Origin of the sequence: Kushneria aurantia DSM 21353 (assembly GCF_000382245.1) — a bacterium.
GTDB lineage: Bacteria > Pseudomonadota > Gammaproteobacteria > Pseudomonadales > Halomonadaceae > Kushneria > Kushneria aurantia.
This window is the reverse complement of sequence record NZ_KB907881.1, coordinates 13,196-36,205: the sequence shown is the minus strand read 5'-3', so window position 1 is coordinate 36,205 and position 23,010 is coordinate 13,196. Positions and strand designations below refer to the sequence as shown.

The 23,010-nt window shown below is 63.8% G+C and carries 19 protein-coding genes; 12 read left to right on the top strand and 7 right to left on the bottom strand.

Annotated elements, in window-relative coordinates; all coding sequences use genetic code 11:
* Positions 1-82: 82 nt before the first annotated feature.
* Positions 83-670, top strand: coding sequence for a polymer-forming cytoskeletal protein (locus H146_RS20320; protein WP_019952388.1), 588 nt, complete (start codon positions 83-85; stop codon positions 668-670).
* Here the strand turns inward: H146_RS20320 and mnmC are convergent.
* The 3 genes from mnmC to H146_RS0113360 form a co-directional block, all read right to left on the bottom strand.
* On the bottom strand, positions 665-2,665 hold the full coding sequence (gene mnmC / locus H146_RS0113370; protein ID WP_019952387.1) for a bifunctional tRNA (5-methylaminomethyl-2-thiouridine)(34)-methyltransferase MnmC2/FAD-dependent 5-carboxymethylaminomethyl-2-thiouridine(34) oxidoreductase MnmC1: 2,001 nt from the start codon (positions 2,663-2,665) through the stop codon (positions 665-667). The genes H146_RS20320 and mnmC overlap by 6 nt on opposite strands.
* A gap of 183 nt (positions 2,666-2,848) precedes the next feature.
* The gene (locus H146_RS0113365) at positions 2,849-3,148 is read right to left on the bottom strand and encodes a YciI family protein (RefSeq protein ID WP_019952386.1); all 300 of its coding nucleotides are present in this window, start codon (positions 3,146-3,148) and stop codon (positions 2,849-2,851) included.
* 32 nt (positions 3,149-3,180) lie between these two features.
* Positions 3,181-3,726: a septation protein A gene (locus tag H146_RS0113360; protein WP_019952385.1), complete on the bottom strand. Its 546-nt coding sequence runs from the start codon at positions 3,724-3,726 to the stop codon at positions 3,181-3,183.
* A gap of 132 nt (positions 3,727-3,858) precedes the next feature.
* On the opposite strand from H146_RS0113360, the gene H146_RS0113355 reads away from it, so the two are divergent.
* Positions 3,859-4,773: a PHP domain-containing protein gene (locus H146_RS0113355; protein WP_019952384.1), complete on the top strand. Its 915-nt coding sequence runs from the start codon at positions 3,859-3,861 to the stop codon at positions 4,771-4,773.
* Complete coding sequence (locus H146_RS0113350) at positions 4,770-5,390, top strand: L-threonylcarbamoyladenylate synthase (RefSeq protein WP_019952383.1); 621 nt, start codon at positions 4,770-4,772, stop codon at positions 5,388-5,390. Before H146_RS0113355 ends, H146_RS0113350 begins: the two co-directional genes overlap by 4 nt.
* A 23-nt stretch (positions 5,391-5,413) precedes the next feature.
* Here the strand turns inward: H146_RS0113350 and H146_RS0113345 are convergent, their stop codons facing one another.
* A complete protein-coding gene (locus H146_RS0113345) occupies positions 5,414-6,445 on the bottom strand; it encodes an ion transporter (protein ID WP_019952382.1) in 1,032 nt (343 codons plus the stop codon).
* A 287-nt stretch (positions 6,446-6,732) separates the two neighbouring features.
* Here H146_RS0113345 and H146_RS0113340 point away from each other — a divergent pair, with 287 nt between their 5' ends.
* A complete protein-coding gene (locus H146_RS0113340; RefSeq protein WP_019952381.1) occupies positions 6,733-8,535 on the top strand; it encodes an EAL domain-containing protein in 1,803 nt (600 codons plus the stop codon).
* 7 nt (positions 8,536-8,542) lie between these two features.
* On the opposite strand, the gene H146_RS19385 is transcribed toward H146_RS0113340, so the two are convergent.
* Positions 8,543-9,442 carry a CYTH domain-containing protein gene (locus H146_RS19385; RefSeq protein WP_083920880.1) on the bottom strand — a complete coding sequence of 300 codons (900 nt, stop codon included), beginning with the start codon at positions 9,440-9,442 and terminating at the stop codon, positions 8,543-8,545.
* A gap of 89 nt (positions 9,443-9,531) precedes the next feature.
* On the opposite strand from H146_RS19385, the gene H146_RS0113330 reads away from it, so the two are divergent.
* The 8 genes from H146_RS0113330 (at position 9,532) to H146_RS0113295 (ending at position 21,083) form a co-directional block, all read left to right on the top strand.
* Positions 9,532-10,212, top strand: a complete 681-nt coding sequence (locus H146_RS0113330; RefSeq protein ID WP_019952379.1) for a TIGR00153 family protein — start codon at positions 9,532-9,534, stop codon at positions 10,210-10,212.
* 39 nt (positions 10,213-10,251) lie between these two features.
* Positions 10,252-11,520, top strand: coding sequence for an inorganic phosphate transporter (locus H146_RS0113325; RefSeq protein ID WP_019952378.1), 1,269 nt, complete (start codon positions 10,252-10,254; stop codon positions 11,518-11,520).
* A 131-nt stretch (positions 11,521-11,651) separates the two neighbouring features.
* The gene (gene argA / locus H146_RS0113320) at positions 11,652-12,965 is read left to right on the top strand and encodes an amino-acid N-acetyltransferase (protein ID WP_019952377.1); all 1,314 of its coding nucleotides are present in this window, start codon (positions 11,652-11,654) and stop codon (positions 12,963-12,965) included.
* A 699-nt stretch (positions 12,966-13,664) separates the two neighbouring features.
* Positions 13,665-15,194, top strand: coding sequence for a sensor histidine kinase (locus H146_RS0113315; RefSeq protein WP_019952376.1), 1,530 nt, complete (start codon positions 13,665-13,667; stop codon positions 15,192-15,194).
* Positions 15,194-15,745 (top strand): hypothetical protein, encoded by a 552-nt coding sequence (locus H146_RS19380; protein ID WP_019952375.1) that lies wholly within the window; start codon positions 15,194-15,196, stop codon positions 15,743-15,745. The genes H146_RS0113315 and H146_RS19380 overlap by 1 nt, the downstream gene beginning before the upstream one ends.
* A 53-nt stretch (positions 15,746-15,798) precedes the next feature.
* Positions 15,799-17,199 carry a sigma 54-interacting transcriptional regulator gene (locus H146_RS0113305; RefSeq protein ID WP_019952374.1) on the top strand — a complete coding sequence of 467 codons (1,401 nt, stop codon included), beginning with the start codon at positions 15,799-15,801 and terminating at the stop codon, positions 17,197-17,199.
* 409 nt (positions 17,200-17,608) lie between these two features.
* Entirely contained in the window at positions 17,609-19,036 is a 1,428-nt protein-coding gene (locus tag H146_RS0113300; RefSeq protein ID WP_245558741.1) for an MFS transporter, read from the top strand.
* A 76-nt stretch (positions 19,037-19,112) separates the two neighbouring features.
* Complete coding sequence (locus H146_RS0113295) at positions 19,113-21,083, top strand: glycoside hydrolase family 127 protein (RefSeq protein ID WP_019952372.1); 1,971 nt, start codon at positions 19,113-19,115, stop codon at positions 21,081-21,083.
* Positions 21,084-21,237: 154 nt separating this feature from the next.
* Here the strand turns inward: H146_RS0113295 and H146_RS0113285 are convergent, their stop codons facing one another.
* Together H146_RS0113285 and xseA are read right to left on the bottom strand one after the other, a co-directional pair.
* Positions 21,238-21,495, bottom strand: coding sequence for a helix-turn-helix transcriptional regulator (locus tag H146_RS0113285; protein ID WP_019952371.1), 258 nt, complete (start codon positions 21,493-21,495; stop codon positions 21,238-21,240).
* Between the two features lie 100 nt (positions 21,496-21,595).
* On the bottom strand, positions 21,596-22,933 hold the full coding sequence (gene xseA / locus H146_RS0113280; protein ID WP_019952370.1) for an exodeoxyribonuclease VII large subunit: 1,338 nt from the start codon (positions 22,931-22,933) through the stop codon (positions 21,596-21,598).
* Positions 22,934-23,010: the final 77 nt, after the last annotated feature.

The window sequence follows — 23,010 nt, the reverse complement described above, 5'->3', positions numbered from 1 at the left end:
CGTACTCCCATTCAGCCGATGGGCTGAATGGTTTCCCGGCGCCACGAATGCCCTGATGCCCTGTAGACCAGCAGGAGTAAGCATGGAACCCGTGCAGTGGTTGATACTGTTGGCGGCGGTAGCCGGCGTGCTGATCCTGGCCGATGGCCTGCGCCGCGCGCGCCGCACCGTCCGCGACGAGCAGCAAAAGCATGACCGCACGGCGTTCGGCGAAGACGCCGCAATGCCTGCTGTTCCGCACCGCGTGGCGGACGAGCCGGCAGCGCCGGTTGTGGCCGCCGACTCCGACTCACTGCCGCTCGCGTGTAGCCGTATCGGTCCCCGTCTGAGGGTGGTCGGTCATATCGAAACGGCGGAGTCGCTGGTGGTAGCGGGTCGGGTCGAGGGCCGGATCGAAGCCGACGGGCAGGTCGTTACGCTGCTTCAGGGGGCCAGCACCGGCCCTTTCCTGCACGCTCGTCAACTGATCGCTGCGGGGCACCTCAGCGGCAGAGCGGTGGTAACCGAGCGCGCCAGCCTGCTGGCCGGCGCCTGCTGTGAAGGGCAACTGGATGCCGCTCGCCTCGATTGCCGTGAAGGGGCCCGGCTGCAGGGGCGCAGTGATGTCGGCGAGGTTGACGCAGATCGGCGTCCCCGCAAGATGCTGGCAAAACGGCAAGCGGCGCTATAGCGTCCTTCTGATCATCGCCCTGATCAAACGCCGCCCCGGATGCAGGTGCTCGACCAGTTCGTCCTCCAGCGGCAGCGCCTCGTCGCACAGCTGCGAGGCGATCAGTTCGGCGCTCAGCGGCGCGCTCACCAGCCCGCGCGAGCCGTGGGCGAGATTGACCCATACCCCCGGCAGATAGCGGCCGTGGCGAAACGGCATGCGCGTGGCGTCAAAAGCCAGCGCCGCGTAGTCGTGACGCCAGGCGTTCGCCGCCGGCAGCGGCCCCACCCAGGGGGACTTGTCAGGGCTGGCGCAGCGCACGGCGCTGCGCGAGGCGAGCGGCTTGCAGCTCTCGAGCGCTTCGTCAAGCGCCGGCAGGGCGCGTGCCAGCTCCGCCCGGTTGGCGCTGTCCTCCGCCGCGCGCAGGCCGCTGTCGGCGTCGTTGGGTACGAAGGAGGCGCCCAGGCTCTGCACGCCGTCGAGCGCCGGCGGTACATAGCCGCCGGCGCACACCACACAGCGCGGCGACAGTGCCATGCTGCTGTCATTCAGACGAAAATGGCTCACCTGACCGCGCACCGCCTGTAGCGGCAGAAAGGCGTCGTCAAACAGTGCCGCCGCGCCGCCGGCGCAGGCCACCACGACGCGATCCGCCGACAGCGACTCGCTGCCGTCGAGGGTTACCAGCGGCCGTTCGGCGTCGTCGTGGCCAATCCGGGTGACGGCGGCGCGCCGGAACGTCACTCCCGGGGTATCGGCGAGCCGTTCACAGAGCCGTGCCGGGCGCACCCAGCCGGCGGTGGGATAGTAAAGCGCGCCTGCCACGGCGTCGGCCAGCGGCTGGCCGGCCAGCTGCTCGGCTTCCCTGCGGTCGACACCGCGCACCAGCTCGGCCGGCAGCTGCCAGTGGGCCAGGGTGCGCCGTTGGCGCTCGGCCTCGCGCGGGCCGCCGGCCAGCTGCAGCACGCCGCAGGGCTGCCACAGCCGCTGCGCCGGGTCCAGCTGCGCCAGCCAGCGCAGCGTCCAGCCCAGTGCGGCGAGATAGAAGCGACTCTGCGGATTACGCTCGGCGGCAAGGCGAATATAGAGCGCGCCCTGGTGATTGCCGGAAGCACCGGCGCCGGGCGCCGCGGCGTCGACAAGCGTGACCCGTCGGCCGCGCCGGGCCAGGGCGTGGGCGGTGGCGCTGCCGGCGATACCGGCGCCGACCACGACAATATGGGCATCCTGTCCGACAGCCCGGTGGACAGCGCCGAAGCGCCAGGGCGCGCGATGGTACGCCAGCGGCGACGCGGCAAAATGGCCGCACAGCATCTCCCGCTTGCGGCCGAAGCCCGGGCGCTTGCCGATTTGAAATCCCACTGCCTTGAGACCGCGCTTGACCACCCCGGCGCAGGTGAAGGTAGCAAAGGTGGCCCCGGGGCGGCTTGCCTGTGCCAGTGCCGCGAACAGTTCGGGGCGCCACATCTGCGGATTTTTGGCCGGCGCGAAGCCGTCGAGACACCAGGCGTCGATCCGGCCGACCAGCTGTGTCAGGCGTTCGGCGGCGTCGCCGAAGTGCAGATCGAGGGTGATGCGCGGATGCAGCAGCAGCCGATGCACCCCCACCTGCGGCGGCGGCCACTGCTCGATCAGCGCTTCACGCAGGTCGGCAAGATCCTCCTGTGCACTCAGCGCGCGGGCCAGATCGGCGGCGCTGAAGGGGTGGCGTTCGCTGGAAACGAGGTGAAGACGCGCGCGCTCGGGGGCGCAGTCGAGAAAACAGCGTGCCACGCACAGCATGTTGAGCCCGCTGCCGAAGCCGCTCTCACCGACCACAAAGGGACGCGCCCGCTGCCACTGTGAAAAGCGCGCCGGCAGGTCGTTGCCGTTGATGAAAACGTGCTGCGTCTCCTGCCGCCCGCTCTCGCGAGAGAAGTAGATATCGCCGTAGTCGAGCGCCTCGGGGGCGTTGTGCTCGCCCCAGCCGAGGTGCGCGTGCTCGAGGGCGAAGGGTTCGGGGGGTGGAGTATCCACAACGCGCTTCCGATTGCTCAATAATTAAACAATTATGACAGGGCCGGCGCTGATAACGGCTGGCGCAATCTGTTCGCCGGCCCCGCACAGCGTTGTCACAGTGTTATCCACCGCCGGTGTGCATAACGCATATCCTTTGGATGAATGGCGGTACGAAGGGGTCGCCATGTCAGGCGAACGCCTTCAGGGCAGCACCTTTTTGAAGGGTTTGACGCTGACCTGTGAATAAACGCCGGCGCCCATGTAGGGGTCGGCATCGGCCCATTCGCGCGCCTGCGCCAGCGATTCGAACTCGGCCACGATCAGGCTGCCGGTGAAGCCCGCCTCGCCCGGGTCGCTGCCATCCACTGCGGGAAAGGGGCCGGCCAGCAGCAGGCGCCCCTCGTCGCGCAGTGCCTCGATGCGCGCCAGGTGGTCGGGGCGTGCGCGGTGGCGCGCCTCGAGGCTGTCGTCCACATCCTCACCGATAATGGCGTAGAGCATGTTGTGCTTCCTCCGTGGTTGAAAACAGGTGATCAGTCACTGCGCTCGTCACGAGGCAGGTAGCGGGCCATATAGGCGCCCTGGGCGAGCACGAACAGCAGCGTCAGCCCCATCATGCCGAACAGCTTGAAGTTGACCCAGGTCTCCTCGCTGAACTGCATGAAAACGGCGATGTTGACCGCGCCCATGGCAATAAAGAACAGCACCCAGGCGAGGTTGAGTCGTCGCCAAACGGCCTGTGGCAGGCTCAGCGTCTGACCCATCATGCGCTCCAGCAGCACTCGGCCGCCAAACAGCGGCGAGACGAGAAAGGCCACCGCGAATAGCCAGTTGACCACGGTCGGTTTCCACTTGATGAAATCGCCGTCGCCCAGCAGCACGGTAGCGCCGCCCATAACCACTACCAGCGCCAGGGTGACCAGGTGCATCTTCTCCAGCCGCTGCCAGCACCACCAGCTTACCAGCACCTGGAGCACGGTGGCCGGAATCAGCACGGCCGTGGCCAGGACAATATTGTGAGTGACGTGATAGACCACCACGAAGATCGCGATGGGGAGAAAATCGAGCAGCATTTTCATGGCGGTGTCTTCAGGACTCCCTGTATGACGGTGAGATTGATTCTCCTCGATAGCGCCCGCAACATGACGCTATTCGGGGCGTGCGCCCCATCGAATTCGAGGAGCCCGGCTATCGACGTTTTCTCTACGCGGATGTCGCTCGGCGAGACGCGCCATCTCGATCTGCACATGCACTCCACCGCCTCCGACGGCCGGCTTGCGCCGGCGGCGCTGATCGAGCTGTGTCAGCGGCGCGGTCTCTCCTGCGTGGCGCTGACCGATCACGATACCATTGACGGCGTCGATGAGGCAGGGCAGCGCGCCGCCGAACTGGGGCTGACGCTGGTGCCGGGGGTGGAGCTGTCGACCCGCTGGCAGGGCGTGGGTATTCACGTGGTGGCGCTGTGGTGCGGCGCGCCCGGGGCTGCGCTGGGGGCATTGCTGGCGCGCCAGGCGCAGGCGCGCGAGGTGCGCGCCGAGGAGATCGCCGCGCGGCTGGAGAAGATCGGGCTGGATAACGCCATGGCCCGGGCCCGCGAGCAGAGCGACGGCGCGCGTCTGCTGGGCCGCCCCGATTTCGCCCGCGCGCTGGTCGAAGCCGGGCTGGTGCCCGATATACAAGCCGCCTTCAAGCGCTACCTGGGGGCCGGCCGGCCCGGCGATGTGAAGCTGCACTGGCCGGATTTGGGCGAGACGCTGACGGCGATCGCCGACGGCGGTGGTGTGGCGGTACTGGCGCATCCGCTTCGCTACCGCCTGACGCGTCGCAAGCTGAGCATGCTGCTGGATGACTTCGTCGCCGCCGGTGGCGAAGCCGGCGAGCTGGTCAACGGTTTTCAGAATGATGATCGCAGCCGCGATCTCGCCTCGCTGTTGGCCAAAAGGGAGCTTTACGCTTCGCTGGGAAGCGACTTTCATTATCCCGGCGGGGCGCTGGCGCCGGGCACCTTTTCACCGCCGCCGCGCAGCGCGCTGGCCCCCATCTGGCAGCATTCACGGCTGGTGAGCGCTTTTACAGCGGCCGAGCGCACTGGCGCTGCCGACACCCTGTCAGGAGAGACACCATGAGCCAGTTCTTTGCCCTTCACCCGGAAACGCCGCAGAAGCGGCTGCTGGACCGCACCCGCGATATTCTCGAGCAGGGCGGGGTGATCGCTTACCCGACCGACTCCGGCTATGCGCTGGGCTGTCTGCCCGGCAACAAGAAAGGGGTGGAGAAGATCAAGTGGCTGCGCGGCCTGGACGACCGTCACAACTTCACCCTGGTGTTTCCCGATCTCAACGAGATCGGCAGCTACGCCCGTATGGACAGCCCGGTGTTTCGCCTGCTGAAGGCGCACACCCCGGGCGCCTATACCTTCATCCTGGATGCCACCAGCGAGGTGCCGAGGCTGCTGTTGCATCCCAAAAGACGCACCATCGGTATTCGCGTGCCGGATCACCGCATCGCCCGCGCCATCGTCGAGGCGGCCGGCGCCCCCTTGATGAGCGTGACCCTGATTCCTCCCGGTGAGGAGTTGGCAATGACCGAGGCCGAAACGGTGCGTGAGCGCTTCGGCGCCCATCTGGAGGCGGTGATCGATGGCGGCGCCTGTCCCATGGAGCCGACCACGGTGCTGGATATGCGCACCCTGCCGCCCGAGGTGCTGCGCGAGGGCAGGGGAGATCTCGCCCCCTTCACCTGACGGCAGCGGTCCCCCGAGAGCCTTCAGCGGCGCTCGTCGCTGTTGTCTTCGGGGGGCTTGTCCTCATCGGCGTCGTCCCCCTCTGCACCGCTCTCATTGTCGCGCTCTTCCGCTTCGCTACGTTCGCGCTCGACCTTCGCGGTTTCTTCCTTGAACGCCTCGCGCTCCTCGCGCAGTTTCTCCTTTTCGCGCTCCAGCGCCTCGCGGTTGGGGTCGTCGCTGTCCTCGTCCAGCCAGGTGCCGCACAGCCGGCAGTATTGGGCGTCCTTTTCGTGGCCTTCGTGGCCGCAGCCCGGGCAGGCCTCCTCGGAGTAGCGGTTCTGGCGAATCGAACGCATCACCTCGGCGGAGAAGACCCCGGTGGGGACGGCGAGAATCGAGTAGCCAAGAATCATCATCATCGCCGAGATGAACTGCCCCAGCGGCGTGATCGGCGCGATATCGCCATAGCCGACCGTGGTCATGGTGACGATTGCCCAGTAGATGGAGCGCGGAATGCTGGTGAAACCCGCTTCGATCGGCTCGATCAGATAAATCATGGCGCCGAACACGATGACCAGCGCCATTACGGTCAGAAAGAACATCAAAATCTTGGCGTGGCTGCGCCTGAGCGCTTCCATCAGCAGATGCCCCTCGCCGACGAACTCCATCAGCCGCAAGACACGGAAAAGCCGCATGATGCGCAGTACGCGTACCACCAGCAGCGAGTTGGCGCCGGGTATGATCAGGCTCAACCAGGAGGGCAGAATGCTGATCAGGTCGATCAGCCCATAGGGACTGCGGGCATAGCGCAGCGGTCTTTCGAGACAGTAAAGGCGCAGTGCGTATTCGAGTGTGAAAATCAGCGTAAAGCCCCACTCGAGGGTATGGAAAAGCGTGCCGTACCGCGCCCGCCACGCGGCCACGCTGTCGAGCATGACCACCGTGACACTGAGCAGTATCAGCACGATCAGCACGATATCGAAGCCCCGCGCCATCGGCGTATCCGATTCGAAGATGACATGAAAGAGGCGGTCGCGCAGGGAAGGTCGTTTCTTTTGTGAGGTTTCGTTCACGCTCTCTCCGTTGGCGCTTGCCTGCAGGCGTTTACCTGCATCCGCGTAGACGCTTCAGGCAAAAACGCAATGTCATGAGATGCAGGCTTCAAGTTTTTGTCCGAACGGCCGTTACACAATATGGCTGATAAACCGGTAGGCAGGTCAGCCCTGGGTCGAGGCCGCTAACAGGATAGCCTCTTGATCGTGAGCCGTCCGAAGACGTTTACCTGTGGCCGGACATTATAGAGTTAATGGGGTAGAGCATGAGTCCTTCGCAACCAGCACTGCGGCAGGAGGTTCGTCGCTTGACCGACGAGCTGACAGCAGTACTTGAAAGCGATAGCAATGACGCCCGCACAGAGCTGACGGCCATGCTGGTGCGCTGTAGCTCGCTGCTGGATCGGCTCGAGCAGGCCGACGGCCACCCCCCTGACGAGCCCGCCGGCAGTGATACCCTCGAGCGTCTGCTGGTCGGCGAAAGCGATGTCAGCTGGGAGTGGAATCCTCGCCACGACAGGCTGGTCATGTCACCCCAGTGGTGCGCGCTCTATCACTACGATAATGATGCCCTGGAGCAGACCATCGAGCAGTGGTGTGAGCGCGTCTATCCGGCGGACAGCCACCTGGTGCGCCGGCTGTGTCATAACGCTCTGAGCGGTGAGGGGTTGCAGTGCGTGGCGCTGCGACTGCGCGACGGCAACGGCAGCTGGCGCTGTGTGGCGCTGCGCGCCCTCGGTGTGCGCGGTGAGAAGTCCGGCAGGCCGATAGTGGTTGGCGTTTTGAATGACATTACCGATCAGCAGTTTCGCGATTCGCAGACCGGTTTCGGTAATGCCGAGCTGCTCGAACAGCTGATCGAAGACGGTCTGCTGGCCGAGCCGCACCAGCAGCATGCGCTGATCAAGATCAGCATGGTCAATGCGCTGATGCTGGTGGAGTCCAATCACTTCGCCACGACCTGCGATCTGCAGCGTCATATCGCCGCCATGCTGCGCGGCCTGTTGCCGGATGCCGAGCTGATCGCGCTGCCGGATTTCAACTATGCGCTGGTGCTGCGGGTAAGCACCCCTGACACCCTCGAGCAGTATCTTGACCCGCTGACCCGGGCACTGAACCGTCCCCTCGAGACCCGCATGGGGCGGGTATGGCTGTCGCATGTGATCGGGGTGGTGAGATTCGCCGCCGACTGCGGGCTGAGCATCGAGGAAGTGCGCAAGCGTGCCAGAATGGCACTGCACAGCGCCAGAGACGCCGGCGTGGGCAGCGTGCATCACTATGACGAGCTCCTTCAGGAGCGTGTCAACCGCGCCAGCCGCGGTGAGCAGCTGATTCGCGCCGCGCTCGCCAACGACGGGGTGCTGTGTTTTTTACAGCCGATCGTCAGCCTCTCCAGGCAGGGCCGGGTGGTCGCCTTCGAAGCGCTGATGCGCCTCGCCGACGGCGAGGGCAATATTGCCAATCCGGGTGTCTTCATCGAGGCAGCGGAGTCTACCGGGCTGATTCACATGCTCAGCCAGCAGCTGATCGACAAGGCACTACTGCTGCTCAAGGATGACGCCTTCGCCGAGCGCTTCGGCAGTGATTTCGTCATCAACATCAATCTTTCCCGTCAGCAGCTCAAGGACCCGGCGCTGGTCGATAACATCATGGGCATGATCGGCCACCATGAGGTGGACCCCAGACGGGTCAGCCTTGAAATCACCGAATCGGCGGTGCTGGCCGAGCCGACACTCGCCCAGCGTCATCTGACCCGGCTGCGCGAGGCGGGGGTATGCGTGGCGCTGGACGATTTCGGCAGCGGCTACTCGTCGCTGTCGCAGCTCTGCGAGCTGCCGCTGGACTGCGTCAAGATCGACCGACGCTTTGTGATGGATCTCGAACACGATTCGCGCAAACGTCATGTCATGACGGCGGTGCTGGATCTCTGTCGCCGGCTGTCGTTCGACGTGGTGGTCGAGGGGGTCGAGGAAGCCGGCACCCTGGAAGCGGTGCGTCGCATGGGGGCGGAGCAGATTCAGGGCTTTATCTATGCCCGGCCGATGTCCTCACCGGATGTGCTGTCACGGCTGCAGTCCAACCTGCAGCCGCTGCCACGGCCGATGATGTGAGCCGCCCTCAGCGGCCACGCAGCGCCCGCATCAGCACCAGCCAGTACTGCCCGAAGCGCTGGTCGAGCCAGTTGCTGCCGGTCAATGCCTGCACCAGCCGTGACGCTGCCCCCGCGACCACCGCGTCGTCGTGGTGGCTCAGCAGGGTCAGCGCCCGGCGCGCCGCCAGCAGATAGTCATTGTCGCCACTGTCCTGAAAAGCATCGAGCGCTGCAATGGCGCGCTCCAGGCACGCCTCGGCCTCGAGCTCGGCCGAGTCACCGCCAGGCAGTGCCGGTTGACCGTCGCGCAGTGCTACCGCTCGCGCAGCCTTGCTGGCGTTGGCGGGACGCATCGGGCAGTGCTCGGCCAGCGTTTCCACCAGTGCCCAGAGATCGGCCTCTTCTCCTGACTTGAGCTCCAGCTCCAGCTCGAAAATCGAGGTGCGACGCTCGCCCGCGACGATCTCTCCTTCATCCAGTGCCAGCTCGATGTGGCTGCTTTTGAACGCGACTTGCCAGCTACGCCGGTCGAAATCGGTACGATAGACCGGCATCAGTGACTCACGCAGCGCCGCATCGTCGAAGGGCGCGATACCCAGCCGGGCCAACCAGTGGGTATCAAGACATTCGCGCTCGCGCTCGACTTCCCATTCGCCGCGGCTGTGAAGGCCGCCCCGGCCACTGCCGGCGGTCTTGACCGTTTGTACGCAGCGCTCGCCGTCAGCGCGCAGGCGCAGCGCGATGCGGTGGCGCTCCAGCGATCGTTCGGGCGTATCGAAATAGACGTTGGCCAGCCGCTGACGCTGCGGCGCCAGCCCGGCCAGTGGCGGATGAGACGCCAGCGCCTCTGCGGCGCCGGTGCCCAGCGCCATCTTGAGTTCCACTTCCTGCGGGGCGGCGCTCGCCGATGATAGGCCTTGTGACATGTTGATCGGATCCGTTGATGCAAATTTTCATGACGACAGGATGACGGGCGCGTACCATGGCGGCGTCATTTACACCGCAAGATAGAGCCATGGTGTCATCCAACCCTTTTTCCGCACTGTTTGGACGTTCGCCGTTCCAGCCACTGATCGAGCATATCGACAAGACCGTCGAGTGCGCCGATCTGCTGCCACCCTTTTTCGAGGCCACTCTGGCCGGCGACTGGCAGCGGGCGAGCGAGCTGCGTGATCGCATCAGCAACGGCGAGCGCGATGCCGATGAGCTTAAAACGCGCATCCGTATGAGTCTGCCCAGCAGCATCTTTCTACCCGTGTCACGCTCCGATCTGCTTGAACTGATCAGTGTTCAGGACAAGATCGCCAACAAGATCAAGGATATCGCCGGCATTATGCTGGGCCGGCAGATGCAGATCCCCGCAGCGATGGTGGAGACTTTCAGCGAATACCTGGGCACCGCCGTGGCCTCGGTCCACCAGACCCGCGAGGCGATGGCGGAGATGGACGATATGCTGGAGTCGGGCTTCGGGCGCAACGTCTCCGAGCTTCTCACCGATCAGATTCGCAAGCTGCATGATCTTGAGCATCAGGCCGACGAGCAGCAGGTGATGATTCGCCGTCGGCTGTTCGAACTGGAAAAGACACTGCCGCCGGTAGACGTCATGTTTCTCTACAGGATCATCGACTGGATCGGCGAAGTTTCCGATCGTGCCGAACGCGCGGGCAGCCGCCTGCAAATTCTTCTTGCCCGCTAGGTACAGGTGGCCGGGCCCTGGCTGGACTTCTGATCGACCATGGATATCATCGCACAGCATGGCGGGCTCTTCATTCTGCTCGCCTGTCTTTTTGGTTTTTTCATGGCCTGGGGGGTGGGGGCCAATGACGTCGCCAACGCCATGGGAACCTCGGTGGGCTCAAAGGCCATCACCATCCGTCAGGCGATTATCATCGCCGTCATCTTCGAATTTCTCGGCGCCTGGCTGGCCGGTGGCGAGGTTACCTCGACCATTCGGCGAGGCATTATCGACCCCGGGTTGCTGGATGAAACGCCACAGTTTCTGATCTACGGCATGCTCTCATCGCTGTTGGCGGCGGCTATCTGGCTGCTGATCGCCTCGCGCAAGGGCTGGCCCGTTTCCACCACCCACTCGGTGGTGGGCGCTATCGTCGGTTTTGCCATCGCCGGGCTGGGGCCCGCCTCGGTGCAGTGGGGCGCGGTCGGCATGATCGCTTCCAGCTGGATCACGTCGCCGCTGGTGGCCGGGGTGCTGGCCTTTTTGCTGTTTCGCTCGATTCAGGCGCTGATTTTCGAAAATCAGGACCCCTTTGCCGCCGCCAGGCGCTACGTACCGGCCTACATGTTCATGGTCGGCTTCATTATCGCCATGGTGACGCTGCTCAAGGGGCTGAGCCATGTGGGGCTCGAGCTGAGCTTCACCGATGCCCTGCTGTGGTCGCTGGGAATCGGCGCCACCATCACTGTGCTGGGTATTTTGCTGGAGCAGCGTATCAGCGTCGACACGCACAATGGCAGGGATCGTTTCCACTTCTCCGGGGTGGAGCGCATTTTCGGCGTGCTGATGATGTTCACCGCCTGTGCAATGGCCTTTGCCCACGGCTCCAACGACGTCGCCAATGCGGTAGGTCCGTTGGCGGCGGTGGTCAGTGTGGTGTCGCATCACGGCGAGATCGGCGGCAGCGCGGTACTGCCCTGGTGGATTCTGATTCTCGGCGGCGGCGGTATCGTGGTGGGGCTGGTCACCTATGGCCATCGGGTGATCGCCACCGTCGGCACCGGCATTACCGAACTGACGCCGTCGCGTGGCTTTGCGGCCACCCTGGCGGCAGCGACCACGGTGGTGATCGCTTCCGGCACCGGCCTGCCGATCTCCACCACCCATACGTTGGTGGGTGCAGTGCTGGGCGTCGGCCTGGCGCGCGGCATGCGCGCGCTCAATCTGCGCGTGCTGGGCACCATCGTCATCTCCTGGCTGGTGACGCTACCGGCCGGCGCGGGTCTGTCGATCATGTTCTTTTTCATGTTCAAGGGCATGTTCGGCTGAGCGGCCCACCGCGGGCGCTGTCGCGGCCGGTGATGAACACTGCTCGTGCAGTGATATAGTGGATCGGCATCTTCCGCTCGGTCGGCATTGCGTCGCCGACCGCTATCCCCCTGCCCGCGCCCGGAGTCGCCTTGGACACGTCATTTCCCTTCGCCGACTGGTTTCGCAGCTCATCGACCTACATCGACGCGCACCGTGGTCGTACCTTCGTGGTGCTGATCGAGGGCGAGGGATTGGAGGCGGAGCGCCGAGCGCCGCTGATTCAGGATCTGGCGCTTTTGCACACCCTGGGCGTGCGGCTGGTGCTGGTGTTCGGTGCCAGGACCCAGGTGCGCCGCGCGCTGGCGCAGGCTCGGGTCGAGCCGCGCCGCCATCAGGGGCGGTTCGTGGTCGACGAGCAGGCCATGACGATTATCGAGCGCGAAATCTCGGCGTTGCGACTGGCGATCGAGGCGCGGCTGTCGCCGGGACTTTCCAACACGCCGCTGCACGGTGTCGAGATCAACGCCATCAGCGGCAACCTGGTCATGGCGCGTCCGCTGGGCATTCGCGAGGGGGTCGATTTCCTGCGCGGCGGTGAGGTGCGCCGGGTTCGCACCGCAGCGATCCGCAACCTGCTCGACCAGCGTTCACTGGTGGTACTGCCGCCGCTGGGCTATTCGAGTACCGGTGAGGTGTTCGATATCGACGCCGCTGATATCGCGCGCCACGCCGCCGTTTCACTGGTCGCCGACAAGCTCATCATTCTCGGCCATGCCCGCGGCCTGTATGACGCCCAGGGCGGTCTGCTGCGGCAGTTGAGCCCCGGCGAGGCGCAGGGACTGGTATGTGACGACGACGGCGAGCTGGCCGAGCACGTACATATCGCCTGCACGGCCGCTCGTCAGGGTGTAGCACGCACCCACCTGCTGTCGTGGCGCGACCGCGATGCGCTGCTGGCCGAGCTGTTCACTCGCGACGGGGTGGGCACCATGATCACCCGCGAACGCTACGAGCAGCTGCGCACCGCACGCATTGACGATATCGGCGGCCTGCAGGAGCTGCTGCGCCCGCTGGAGGAGCGCGGCATGTTGGTAGCGCGCTCCCGTGAGCGCCTCGAGCAGGAGATCGACGACTACGTGGTGATCGAGCGCGACGGCATGGTGATCGGCTGTGCGGCGCTATACGCCTACCCGGAAGCGGCCTGTGGCGAACTGGCCTGCGTGGCGGTGCACGGCAGCTATCGCGGCAGTGACCGCGGCAGCACTCTGCTGGCAGAGGTTGAAAAGCGCGCCAGGGCGGCAGGGCTTGAGCAGCTTTTTGCTCTTACCACGCATACGCTGCACTGGTTTCTCGAGCACGACTTTACGCTTGCCGACCTTGAGGCGCTGCCCCGGCGGCGGCGCGAATGCTACAACCTTCAGCGCAATTCTCGCGTGCTCATCAAGGCGCTGGCGGCGGCGTGACGGGTGGCATCTGTCGCTTTTTGCCGACAGCCCGCGGCAGGCTGTCGCCGTGGAGAGACAGCATAAACGCCTTCCTGGTCAATGGCTTGATCAAAAAACAACTTCACGCTGTCGCCGATCAGCGACGCTTTGCGCTCTCTTCTGGCCGCCAGTGTCCTGGATGGGCGCATCCGGGCCTGCTTTTTACCCGTATGCTTTTGAATTAAAAATATTATTTTGATTGTGGCACGGTTCTGGCTATTCGACTGGTGAAGTGTCGGTAAAGTTTCCGCCGCCAGGGCGGCGCGATCGGCTTTCGATGAGGCTCATTGAAGGGACGCTACGGCATGGATAGCCGGGCATGGATGCCCCCGACATTGCACGACACCAGCGGCAACGCCTCCGACCGACGCCGTTTGTCATTGTGATTTTTCAGTTCCCTGCGTACTTATGGCCGGCTATCGTCGGTCTTTTTTTTGTACCCGGCCATCCCTGGCGGGTACCCGACGGGCCGCCTGCGGCGTCAAAAATCGCTCCCGGCGATTTTTTGTTGGGCGATGTTGTGCATGTTGTTTCCGAAGCCCATTCGGGCGCTCATCCGACAGGCTCGAAGGGTGTAATACAGTATCGTTGCGTTATCGAGCGTTGGGTTTATCGGTTATTCTTTGTCTGCAGGTATATTTTGTATCGTTTGACCCGCCTATCGGAGACCGCTCGCCAATGGCCTCAAGTGAAAAGCGTCTGTGGCGCCCTCGCTCCTTGTTACAGCAGGTGCTGACCGCCTTTTTGCTGGTGATGGTACCGATCGGCGTGCTGATCCATCTGGCCAGCCAGAGTTTTTCCGAGATTTCCCAACTGGCCGACATCAGCGCCCGGGAAGCCGTCGATCAGACGCGCCGCGCTCGCCAGCTCAACAACCTGGCCACCGACATGGAGCGCAGCGCCCGCCAGTATGCGGTGCTGGGCGACCGGAGCATTCTGGATATCTATGACGACCGCCAGCAGCGCTATCGTGAGCTGCTGGGCGATCACGCCGCCTTCCTCGGTGACACGCCACTGATCGATTCCCTCAGGCGTCAACTGGACGCTTTGCGGCCGCCGGCAGAAGACGCGGTCGAAGGCGACAGTGCCGGTCTGAGCGATCAACTGGCGCGTTTTCAGCGCTTCTCCGAACAAACCGAGCAGCTCGCCGATCAGACGCAGCAGCTGGTGGATGCGCGTATCGACAGTATTCGCGCTCGCGCTGAGCGCGTCTCGAGCAGACTCTGGCAGACGACGCTGGTGCTGGTGTCGCTTAGCCTGCTGCTGATTCTGTTTTTCACCTGGCGCATTATCCGTCCTATTCGCCAGCTCGAAGCCCGCATACAGAGCATTGGCGGCGAGCCCGAGTCGCAGTACCGCAAATCGATCAAGGGGCCTCTGGAGCTGGTCAATCTGGAAACCCGGCTCGACTGGCTGTCGCAGCGGCTGCGTGAGCTGGAGGAGCAGAAACAGCAGTTTCTGCGCCATATGTCTCATGAACTCAAGACGCCGCTGGCCAGCATCCGCGAAGGCTCGGGGTTGCTGGCCGATGGGGTGGTAGGGGAACTGAGCCAGCGCCAGCGAGAGATCGTGCTGCTGATCGACGACAGTGGTCAGGAGCTTCAGACGCTGATCGAACAGCTGCTCGATTACAACCTGCTGCAGCACAATCGGCGCCTCAATGTCAGCAGCTTCGATGTGGCCGGCGTCATCCGCGACGCCCTGGCCAAGCATCGGCTGGCGCTGGAGCAGAAGGGCATCAGCGTGGTCGAGCGCCGCGCGCCGCTTTACTGGCAGGCGGACCGTGCCCGCACCATGCGCATTATCGACAACCTGGTGTCCAATGCGGTGGCCTACGGTGCCGATAACGGAGAGCTCTACCTGTCGGCCAGCGCCGATCAGCAGCATTTGACCGTGGAAGTGGCCAACACCGGCACGCCGATCGCCGCGCAGGACCGGGCTCATCTCTTCGAGCCCTTCTATCAGGGCGCCAGCCAGCGCAAGGGGCCGCTCAAGGGCTCCGGTATCGGCCTTTCGGTGGCGGCCGAAAGCGCTCGTGCCCAGCACGGCAACCTGGCCCTGATCGATGACCCGGCACAGCGCTGCGAGGTCTGTTTCCGGCTGGTACTGCCCTGGATCGACGACGCCTCTTCGGGCGACAATTCTTCGGGTGACAATATTGCTTCATCAGCGATGGATACATCTCAAGAAACGCTGGCAGGAACATGATGATCAGGCACAACCGATACGCTGCAGGCCTGCTCGGCCTGACGCTGTTGCTGGGCGGCTGCTCGCTCACCGATAGCCGCCTTTCCGGTACGACCGAGCAGCACTGTGTGACCCACGGCATTCCAAGCCTCGTGGACGACGAGTGCCTGCTGCCCACCTGGGTGGCCTTTGGCCGTACCGCCCAGACCGGCAGCGCCCAGTGGCGCGATGAGGTACTGCATTACATGCAGGACGACTCGCCGCGCGCAGGGCTGGTGCGCGCTCTGGTTTATGCCTACCAACAGCCGGCGCAGTGGTCGCAGAGTGTGGCACTGCTGCGCCGCTACAGCGCCGAGGCACCATCCTCCATTCAGCCGCTGCTGCAGCAGTGGCGCCATGACGTTGAGCAGCGCATTGCGCTGAATGCGCGCCTCGATGAGCAGCAGAGCCGCAGCAGTGCCGGCAACAGCCGCCAGCGCGGACGCATTCGTGAGCTGGAGGCGCAAAACGCCGAACTGCGCCGAAAGCTGGACGCCCTGACGGCGATCGAGCAGAGCATGAATCAGCGCTAGTCAAGACGTTGCAACGGTCACCCCTGCATGGCCGGCACCGGCAGGCGCTGGCGATGAATTCCTTTGAAGTGGATACCCTGCAGTATGAAGCGGGGAGCGGAGTCAAGATGGCCCATCTGCTGTTGGTGGACGACGATCCCAGCCTGCTCAAACTCCTGGGCATGCGGCTGGAGAGCAGCGGCTACCGGGTGACGACTGCAGAGAGCGGTGACCGGGCGCTGGCCCTGATCGAACGTCAGCGCCCCGACCTGGTGCTCAGCGATCTGCGCATGGATGGCATGGACGGCATGGCGCTGTTTGGCGAGATACAGTCGCGTCATCCCGGCCTGCCGGTGATCATCCTGACCGCCCACGGCTCGATTCCCGAAGCGGTCAGCGCCACTCGCCAGGGCGTGTTCAGCTTTCTCACCAAACCGATCGACCGTGACGAGCTGTTCGCCGCCGTGCGTCAGGCGCTTGCCGAGGCCTCGCCGGGCGGTGAAAGCCACCTGGAAAGCGACTGGCGCCAGCCGATCATTACCCGCAGCCCGGCGATGGAAGAGGTGCTGGAGCAGGCCGGGCGCGTGGCCGACAGCGACGTCAGCGTATTGATTTCCGGGCCTTCCGGCTCCGGCAAGGAGCTGCTCGCCCGCGCCCTGCATCGCGCCAGCTCGCGTGCCGCGCAGCCCTTTGTGGCGATCAACTGCGGTGCGCTGCCCGACCAACTTCTGGAGAGCGAACTTTTCGGCCACACCCGAGGCGCCTTCACTGGTGCGGTCAGTGCCCACGACGGCCTGTTTCGCGCCGCCGATGGCGGCACTCTGTTTCTCGACGAGATCGGCGATATGCCGCTCGCCCTGCAGGTCAAACTGCTGCGCGTGCTGCAGGAGCGCTGCATTCGTCCGCTGGGCAGTACGCAAAGTATCGAGGTGGATGTACGGGTGGTCTCGGCCACTCACCGCGACCTGCAGACGGCGATGACGCAGGGCGACTTTCGCGAAGACCTTTTCTACCGCCTCAACGTCGTCAATCTACGCCTGCCGTCACTGGCCGAGCGCCCCGAGGATATCCCCCTGTTGGCGCGCCATCATCTCGAGCTGGCCGCCCGGCGCCATCGCCCCTCGGTGCGGCGGTTTTCGCCGCAGGCATTGAACCTGTTGGCTTCCCACAGCTGGCCGGGCAACGTGCGCCAGCTGATCAACGTGGTGGAGCAGTGCGTGGCGCTCTCCAGTGCTGCAGTGATTCCCCATGCGCTGGTCGCCCGGGCGCTGGCTTCCGAGGAGAGCAGCCTGCCGTCGTTCAACGAAGCGCGGTCAGGTTTCGAGCATGGCTATCTGGTCAAGGTGCTCAAGATCACCGAGGGCAACGTCAGCCAGGCGGCGCGCATCGCCGGGCGCAACCGTACCGATTTCTACAAGCTTTTGGCCCGCCATGAGCTCGACCCTGCCACCTTCAAGCCGGCACCGACGTCGTAGCGCTGCTGTTGGCCGGTGCTATGAACCGACCGACACCAGCATGCACCTGCTCTTTCTCGCAAACGACTGATATTGTTTTATTCGTTTGCGCAAAATGGCGCTGATTTGCGCATAATTGCGCTTTTTCTTTTCCGCTACCTTGGTCGTGCAAGGGTATTCGTTGTGATGCTGTAACCATCTGTATTGCAACTCTATTGTTTTATTTTTCAATGAAATGGTATGGAAGTATAACAAAAGTAATATTAGGCGCTTCTCCTCAGACGTAATAGCTTCGATTTCGATAAAAGAGCGCGAAGCCTGCCGTGATATCAACACAGGCGCGCAGTGCAGATCGGTGAACGCCGGCTTGCGGAAAGGATTCGATGTCGAAGTAACGCAGCGGATTGCGACATCCGCTGGAGGAGGGGGTATGCAGTCCCGTGTGTCTTCCGTCATGAAGGATAAACAGGAGGTGGCCGAAGCCGATCGCGTGTCGCGCCGTGAAAAGATCGGTTACGGCCTGGGTGATGCCGGGGGCACCATCGTTACCGCGCTGATCGGCAACTTTCTGACCTTTTTCTATACCGACATCTTCGGTCTGGCGCCGGCCGTGGTTGGCACCATGTTCATGGTGCTGCGCATTCTGGATGCCTTTACCGATCCCATGATGGGCATGCTGGCCGACAGGACCCGCACCCGCTGGGGCAAATATCGCCCCTGGCAGCTGTGGATGGCACTGCCGATGGGAGTGATCGTTTTTCTGGCCTTCTATTCTCCCGCGCTCGACGGTACCGCGCTGATCGCCTATGCGGTGATGACCTATTTCCTGCTGTCGCTGACCTATACCGCCATTAACGTACCCTACTGCGCGCTGATCAATGTGATGACCAAAAGTTCGCGCGAGGTGGTCTCCTGTCAGTCGTATCGCTTCGCACTGAACGGCGTGGCGGCCTTTTGTGTGATGGTCGGGTTGCCGCTGCTGGCGGAGTGGTTGGGGCAGGGCAACCGGGCCTTTGGCTATCAGTACGGCGTGGCACTGCTGGCGGTGCTGGCAGTGGTGGCCTTTCTTGTCTGTTTTGCCACCGTCAGGGAGCGCATTGACACTCGCGATATGCAGTACGGGCTGAAGACTCTGATCGCCAACACGCTCAAAAACGATCAGCTGGTGCTGATGTTTTTGATCACCTTTGTGGTCATGAATATTTTCAACGTCAAGGGCGGGTCGGCGATCTACTTCATTCAATACTACCTTGAAGGTTCACCGTCTTTCGTGTCGTTCTTTTTTGCCGTGGCGACGCTGTCCGGCATCGTCGGCAGCATTGTCGTCAACTACCTTGCCAAACGTATGGAGACGGTCAGGCTCTTTATTCTGACCAATGTGGTGCTGGGGGTGGGCTCCTGCCTGGCCTATTTCGTACCCGGTGAATATCATATTATCTGGGTTGGACTCAACCTGGTAGGCTGCATGATTCTGGGATTTCTGCTGCCGCTCTCCTTCTCCATGATGGCCTTTACCGATGAGTACGGTGAGTGGAAAACCGGCAAGCGCACTTCGGGTATGACCTTTGCCTTCAACCTCTTTTTTATCAAGCTGGCCTGGGCGACCGGCGGCGCTATCGTCAGCTTTACCCTCGCCCTGGTCAGCTATCAGTCGGGTATGGATAACCAGACGGCCTCGTCTCTCAATGGTATCGCGCTGCTTGCCACGGTCATCCCCGGTGTCCTGCATTTTCTACTGGCGCTGATCACCTGTCTTTTCAAGGTTAACGAACCCTTTCTCGAGACCATCAAGCGCGATCTTGAAAAGCGTCATGACAGGTCGGCCGACGGTGAGGAAGGCGAAGGTCAGCGGGCCTGATCGTGTCGCCATCCGCCATCGATTCTCAACGGAATACATTCACTTTTAACGGCAATACAGCTCGCGAGGAGTCAGCATGAATCAGGACAGAACAGGCGACGTACGCACCGAGGGCTATATCACCGACGGTTTCTGGTCACGCTATATCGAACTGGTGCGCGATGTGGTGGTGCCCTACCAGTGGGAGGTGCTCAATGATCGCGTGCCCGATGCCGCGCCCAGCCACGCGATCGACAACTTTCGCATCGCCGCCGGCGAGAAGCAGGGCGACTACTACGGCATGGTGTTTCAGGACAGCGACGTCGCCAAGTGGCTGGAGGCGGTGGCCTACCTGCTGCGCCGCCAGCCCGATGCGACCCTGGAGCGCCAGGCCGACGACACCATCGAACTGATCGCCCGCGCCCAGCAGCCCGACGGTTATCTCAATACCTACTATATCTGCAATACGGCGGAGCCGCGCTGGAGCAACCTCTGCGAGTGTCATGAGCTCTACTGCGCCGGCCACATGATTGAGGCTGCAGTGGCCTATTTCGAGGCCACCGGCAAGCGCCGTTTGCTGGAGGTGATGTGCCGTTTCGTCGAACATATCGACGCGGTGTTCGGTCATGAGGCGGGGCAGATCGCCGGCTATGACGGCCACCCGGAGATCGAACTGGCGCTGATGCGGCTCTATGAGGTGACCGGCAACGAGCGTCACCTGGCACTGTGCCGCTTTTTCGTCGACGAGCGCGGCCGGCAGCCGCACTTCTACGACCGCGAGTGGGAAAAGCGCGGCGGCACCCACCACGACTTCGGCGCCGGAGGCGACGGCGTGCAGCCTTTCATGCTGCACGACAAGGGCTACAGTCAGGCGCATCTGCCGGTCTACGAGCAGGACCGCGCCGTCGGTCACGCGGTGCGTTTCGTCTATCTCTGTACCGGCATGGCCCAGCTGGCGCAGCACAGCGGCGACGAGAGGCTGATGGCGGCCTGCCGGCGGCTATGGGACAACATGGCCACCCGCCAGCTCTATGTGACCGGTGGGATCGGCGCCCAGGCGCCGCGGGAGTCCTTTACCTGCGACTTCGACCTGCCCAACGATGCCATCTACGGCGAAACCTGCGCCGCCATCGGGCTGATGTTTCTCGCCCGGCAGATGCTGATGGTGGAGACCGACCGACGCTATGCTGACGTGATGGAACGCTCGCTCTACAACAACGTGCTGGCGGGCATGGCGCTGGATGGGCAACACTTCTTCTACGTCAATCCGCTGGAGGTCGACCCGAAGGTTCTGGGTGACAATCTGGTCCTCCAGCACGTCAAACCGGTGCGTCAACGCTGGTTCACCTGCGCCTGCTGCCCGCCCAATCTGGCGCGACTGATCGCGTCGCTGGACCGCTACGTGGTGGGCTGTGCCGACAATACCGCCTTCGTGCATCTCTATATCGGCGGCGACTACGCGCTGCCGCTGGCGGACGGTACACTGAGGCTGCACCAGCAGAGCGAGCTACCGTGGGGAAGTAACGTGAGCATGACGGTACAGGCCGACAACGCGGTGAACGCCACCCTGGCGCTGCGTATCCCCGCCTGGGCGGCCGGGTTCAGCCTCGATATCAACGGCGAGGCGAGCGATATCAGCCCCGGTGATAACGGCTATCTCAGCATCGAGCGCCAGTGGGTCGATGGCGACCGTATCTCGCTCAGCTTCGAGATGCCGATACGTCGCGTCTATCCGCATCGCGCCGTGCGCCACGACGCCGGCCGAGTGGCGCTGCAGCGCGGCCCGCTGGTCTACTGCATGGAGCAGGCCGACAACGGCGAGCAGCTGCACAATATGGCGCTCTACCAGGGCGGCACACTGGAAACCGCCGAGGGCAGCGACGAGCTGGAGGGTATGACGCTGATTCGCGCCGCGGCGGTGCGCGACGCCGAAGCCGACAGCGACAGCCTCTACCGTTTCGACAGCGCGCCGATGAAGAGCGAATGCACGGCCACCTTCATTCCCTACTTCGCCTGGGCCAACCGCGGCGAGGGTGAAATGCGGGTGTGGGTGCGCGAAGTTCGATAGGCAGGTGCGGGTGTCTGTCGTCGGTCACTTTGACCATCGTGTCTGCATTCGGCGGGCCTGACGCGAAATATGGCGTATCAAAAGCGCAGGGGATGTTCATCGAACAGCGTGCCTACCTGCTGATCAAGGGCATAGAGATCGAGACAGCGCGAGCTCATTGCGGCTTGTGCCTGGGGCTGATCGTGACCTCCAGGCCCATCAGGTCCAGCACATCGAGTACCTTTTGCATCTGAAGCGTTGGTTTGCCTCGCTCAAGGTCAACAATGAAGCGGTTACCCGTGCCCGCCAGCCCGGCAAGGTCCATCTGTAGCAGGCTCTGCTGCTGCCTCATCTGCCTGATGACGTCGCCTATGTCCGCAGTGGAGCGAATGTTGCGAGGCCAGTGGTGCGATGAGACGTCTTTGCTGGTCATAAGGTCTCCCTGGGTTACCGTTCGGTAATAATATAGGAGCAAGAAACTTTTCCTGGCCAATAATTACCGATCGGTAACCCAAGCCTCGTCAAGGGAGGCGTCAGCGCTTCAACCGCCGCTTCACTTCCACCTTCAGGCACCCCTCGCCCAGCCGGGCGGTCAGTTGATCGCCCGGCTGGACGTCGTGGGCGTTGCGCACCACGCCCTGTGACGACTCTATAATGGCGTAACCGCGCCCCAGCACCGCCAGCGGGCTGACCGCGTTGAGCTCGCGCGCGAGGCCTTCGAGCTGCTGGCGACGCTGCGTCAGGAGACGCTGCGGCGCAGCGTGCAGACGCTGATCCAGTGTCTCGAGGCGGTCGCGCAGGGCGGGCAGAGCGCGTGCCGGCGAGGCCTGCTGCAGGCGCTGCGCCAGCGCTGCCAGCCGCTGGCGCTGCCAGGCCTGCTGCTGATCGCAGGCGCGCGCCAGTCGTGCTTCCAGCCCCTCCAGGCTGCGGCGCTGGGTGGCGAGCTGCTCACCGGGGTGGCGCAGGCGGGCGGCGGCGTGGTCGAGGCGCTGGCCGTACTGCTCGATCAGCCTTTGTTGGGCGCTGCGCAGCTGCCGTCCGAGCGCGTCAAGCTGCGCCAGCAGGTCGCGGCGATCCGGCACCAGCCGTTCGGCGGCGGCAGAAGGGGTGGGCGCCCGTGCATCGGCGGCCAGATCGGCCAGGGTGGTGTCGATTTCGTGGCCCACCGCGCTCATCACCGGCAGCGGGCAGGCGTGGATGGCGCGCGCCAGCCGCTCGTCGTTGAAACACCAGAGATCCTCCAGGCTGCCGCCGCCGCGGGTGATCAACAAGGCATCGAAGCGGCCATGGCGCACGGCGGTCTCGAGCGCCGCCCGTATCGCTGGCGCCGCCTGCTCGCCCTGCACCGGCACGGGCAGCAGACACACCTCGAGTGGCGGCCAGCGCGTGTTCAGCACCGCCAGCACATCCTGCAGCGCCGCGCCGGAAGCGGAGGTGATCACTCCCAGCCGCCGCGGTGGGAAGGGCAGCTGGCGGGCATTGGCGAATATCCCTTCACCGTCGAGCGTCGTCTTCAACCGCTCCAGCGCCGCCAGCAGGGCGCCGCGGCCGGCTTCCTGCACCGCCTCGACAATCAGCTGAAAATCGCCACGCGGCTCGAACAGCGATACCTTCGCCCGCAGCCGTACGCTGTCACCCTCGCGCAGCGGCGCGGCAACAAAGCGTGCCCGATTGCGAAACAGCGCACAGTTCACCTGGGCGCGATCATCCTTGAGGGTGAAGTAGATGTGCCCCGAGGCGGGGCGCGATACCCGCGAGAGCTCGCCTTCGACCCACACCTCGCCGAAGTTCTGCTCCAGCGCGCCGCGGGCGCGGCGATTGAGTTCGCTGACGGAGAGCGGCGGGGTGGTTGGATCGGGTCGGGACGACATGGCAACTCCGCAGGTGAAAACGAGGCGCTTTATGATGCGCCATTCGGGTAGGGTGAGGCGAGGGTGGCAGGGCGTTG

What these genes read in the sequence shown, in the direction of transcription:
- H146_RS20320 (WP_019952388.1), top strand. Translation starts at nt 83, where the DNA reads ATGGAACCCGTGCAGTGGTTGATACTGTTGGCGGCGGTAGCCGGCGTG.
- H146_RS0113365 (WP_019952386.1), bottom strand. Translation starts at nt 3,148, where the DNA reads ATGCTCTACGCCATTATCGGTGAGGATGTGGACGACAGCCTCGAGGCG.
- H146_RS0113360 (WP_019952385.1), bottom strand. Translation starts at nt 3,726, where the DNA reads ATGAAAATGCTGCTCGATTTTCTCCCCATCGCGATCTTCGTGGTGGTC.
- H146_RS0113355 (WP_019952384.1), top strand. Translation starts at nt 3,859, where the DNA reads ATGTCGCTCGGCGAGACGCGCCATCTCGATCTGCACATGCACTCCACC.
- H146_RS0113350 (WP_019952383.1), top strand. Translation starts at nt 4,770, where the DNA reads ATGAGCCAGTTCTTTGCCCTTCACCCGGAAACGCCGCAGAAGCGGCTG.
- H146_RS19385 (WP_083920880.1), bottom strand. Translation starts at nt 9,442, where the DNA reads ATGTCACAAGGCCTATCATCGGCGAGCGCCGCCCCGCAGGAAGTGGAA.
- H146_RS0113330 (WP_019952379.1), top strand. Translation starts at nt 9,532, where the DNA reads ATGGTGTCATCCAACCCTTTTTCCGCACTGTTTGGACGTTCGCCGTTC.
- H146_RS0113325 (WP_019952378.1), top strand. Translation starts at nt 10,252, where the DNA reads ATGGATATCATCGCACAGCATGGCGGGCTCTTCATTCTGCTCGCCTGT.
- H146_RS0113315 (WP_019952376.1), top strand. Translation starts at nt 13,665, where the DNA reads ATGGCCTCAAGTGAAAAGCGTCTGTGGCGCCCTCGCTCCTTGTTACAG.
- H146_RS19380 (WP_019952375.1), top strand. Translation starts at nt 15,194, where the DNA reads ATGATCAGGCACAACCGATACGCTGCAGGCCTGCTCGGCCTGACGCTG.
- H146_RS0113305 (WP_019952374.1), top strand. Translation starts at nt 15,799, where the DNA reads ATGAATTCCTTTGAAGTGGATACCCTGCAGTATGAAGCGGGGAGCGGA.
- H146_RS0113300 (WP_245558741.1), top strand. Translation starts at nt 17,609, where the DNA reads ATGCAGTCCCGTGTGTCTTCCGTCATGAAGGATAAACAGGAGGTGGCC.
- H146_RS0113295 (WP_019952372.1), top strand. Translation starts at nt 19,113, where the DNA reads ATGAATCAGGACAGAACAGGCGACGTACGCACCGAGGGCTATATCACC.
- H146_RS0113285 (WP_019952371.1), bottom strand. Translation starts at nt 21,495, where the DNA reads ATGACCAGCAAAGACGTCTCATCGCACCACTGGCCTCGCAACATTCGC.
- xseA (WP_019952370.1), bottom strand. Translation starts at nt 22,933, where the DNA reads ATGTCGTCCCGACCCGATCCAACCACCCCGCCGCTCTCCGTCAGCGAA.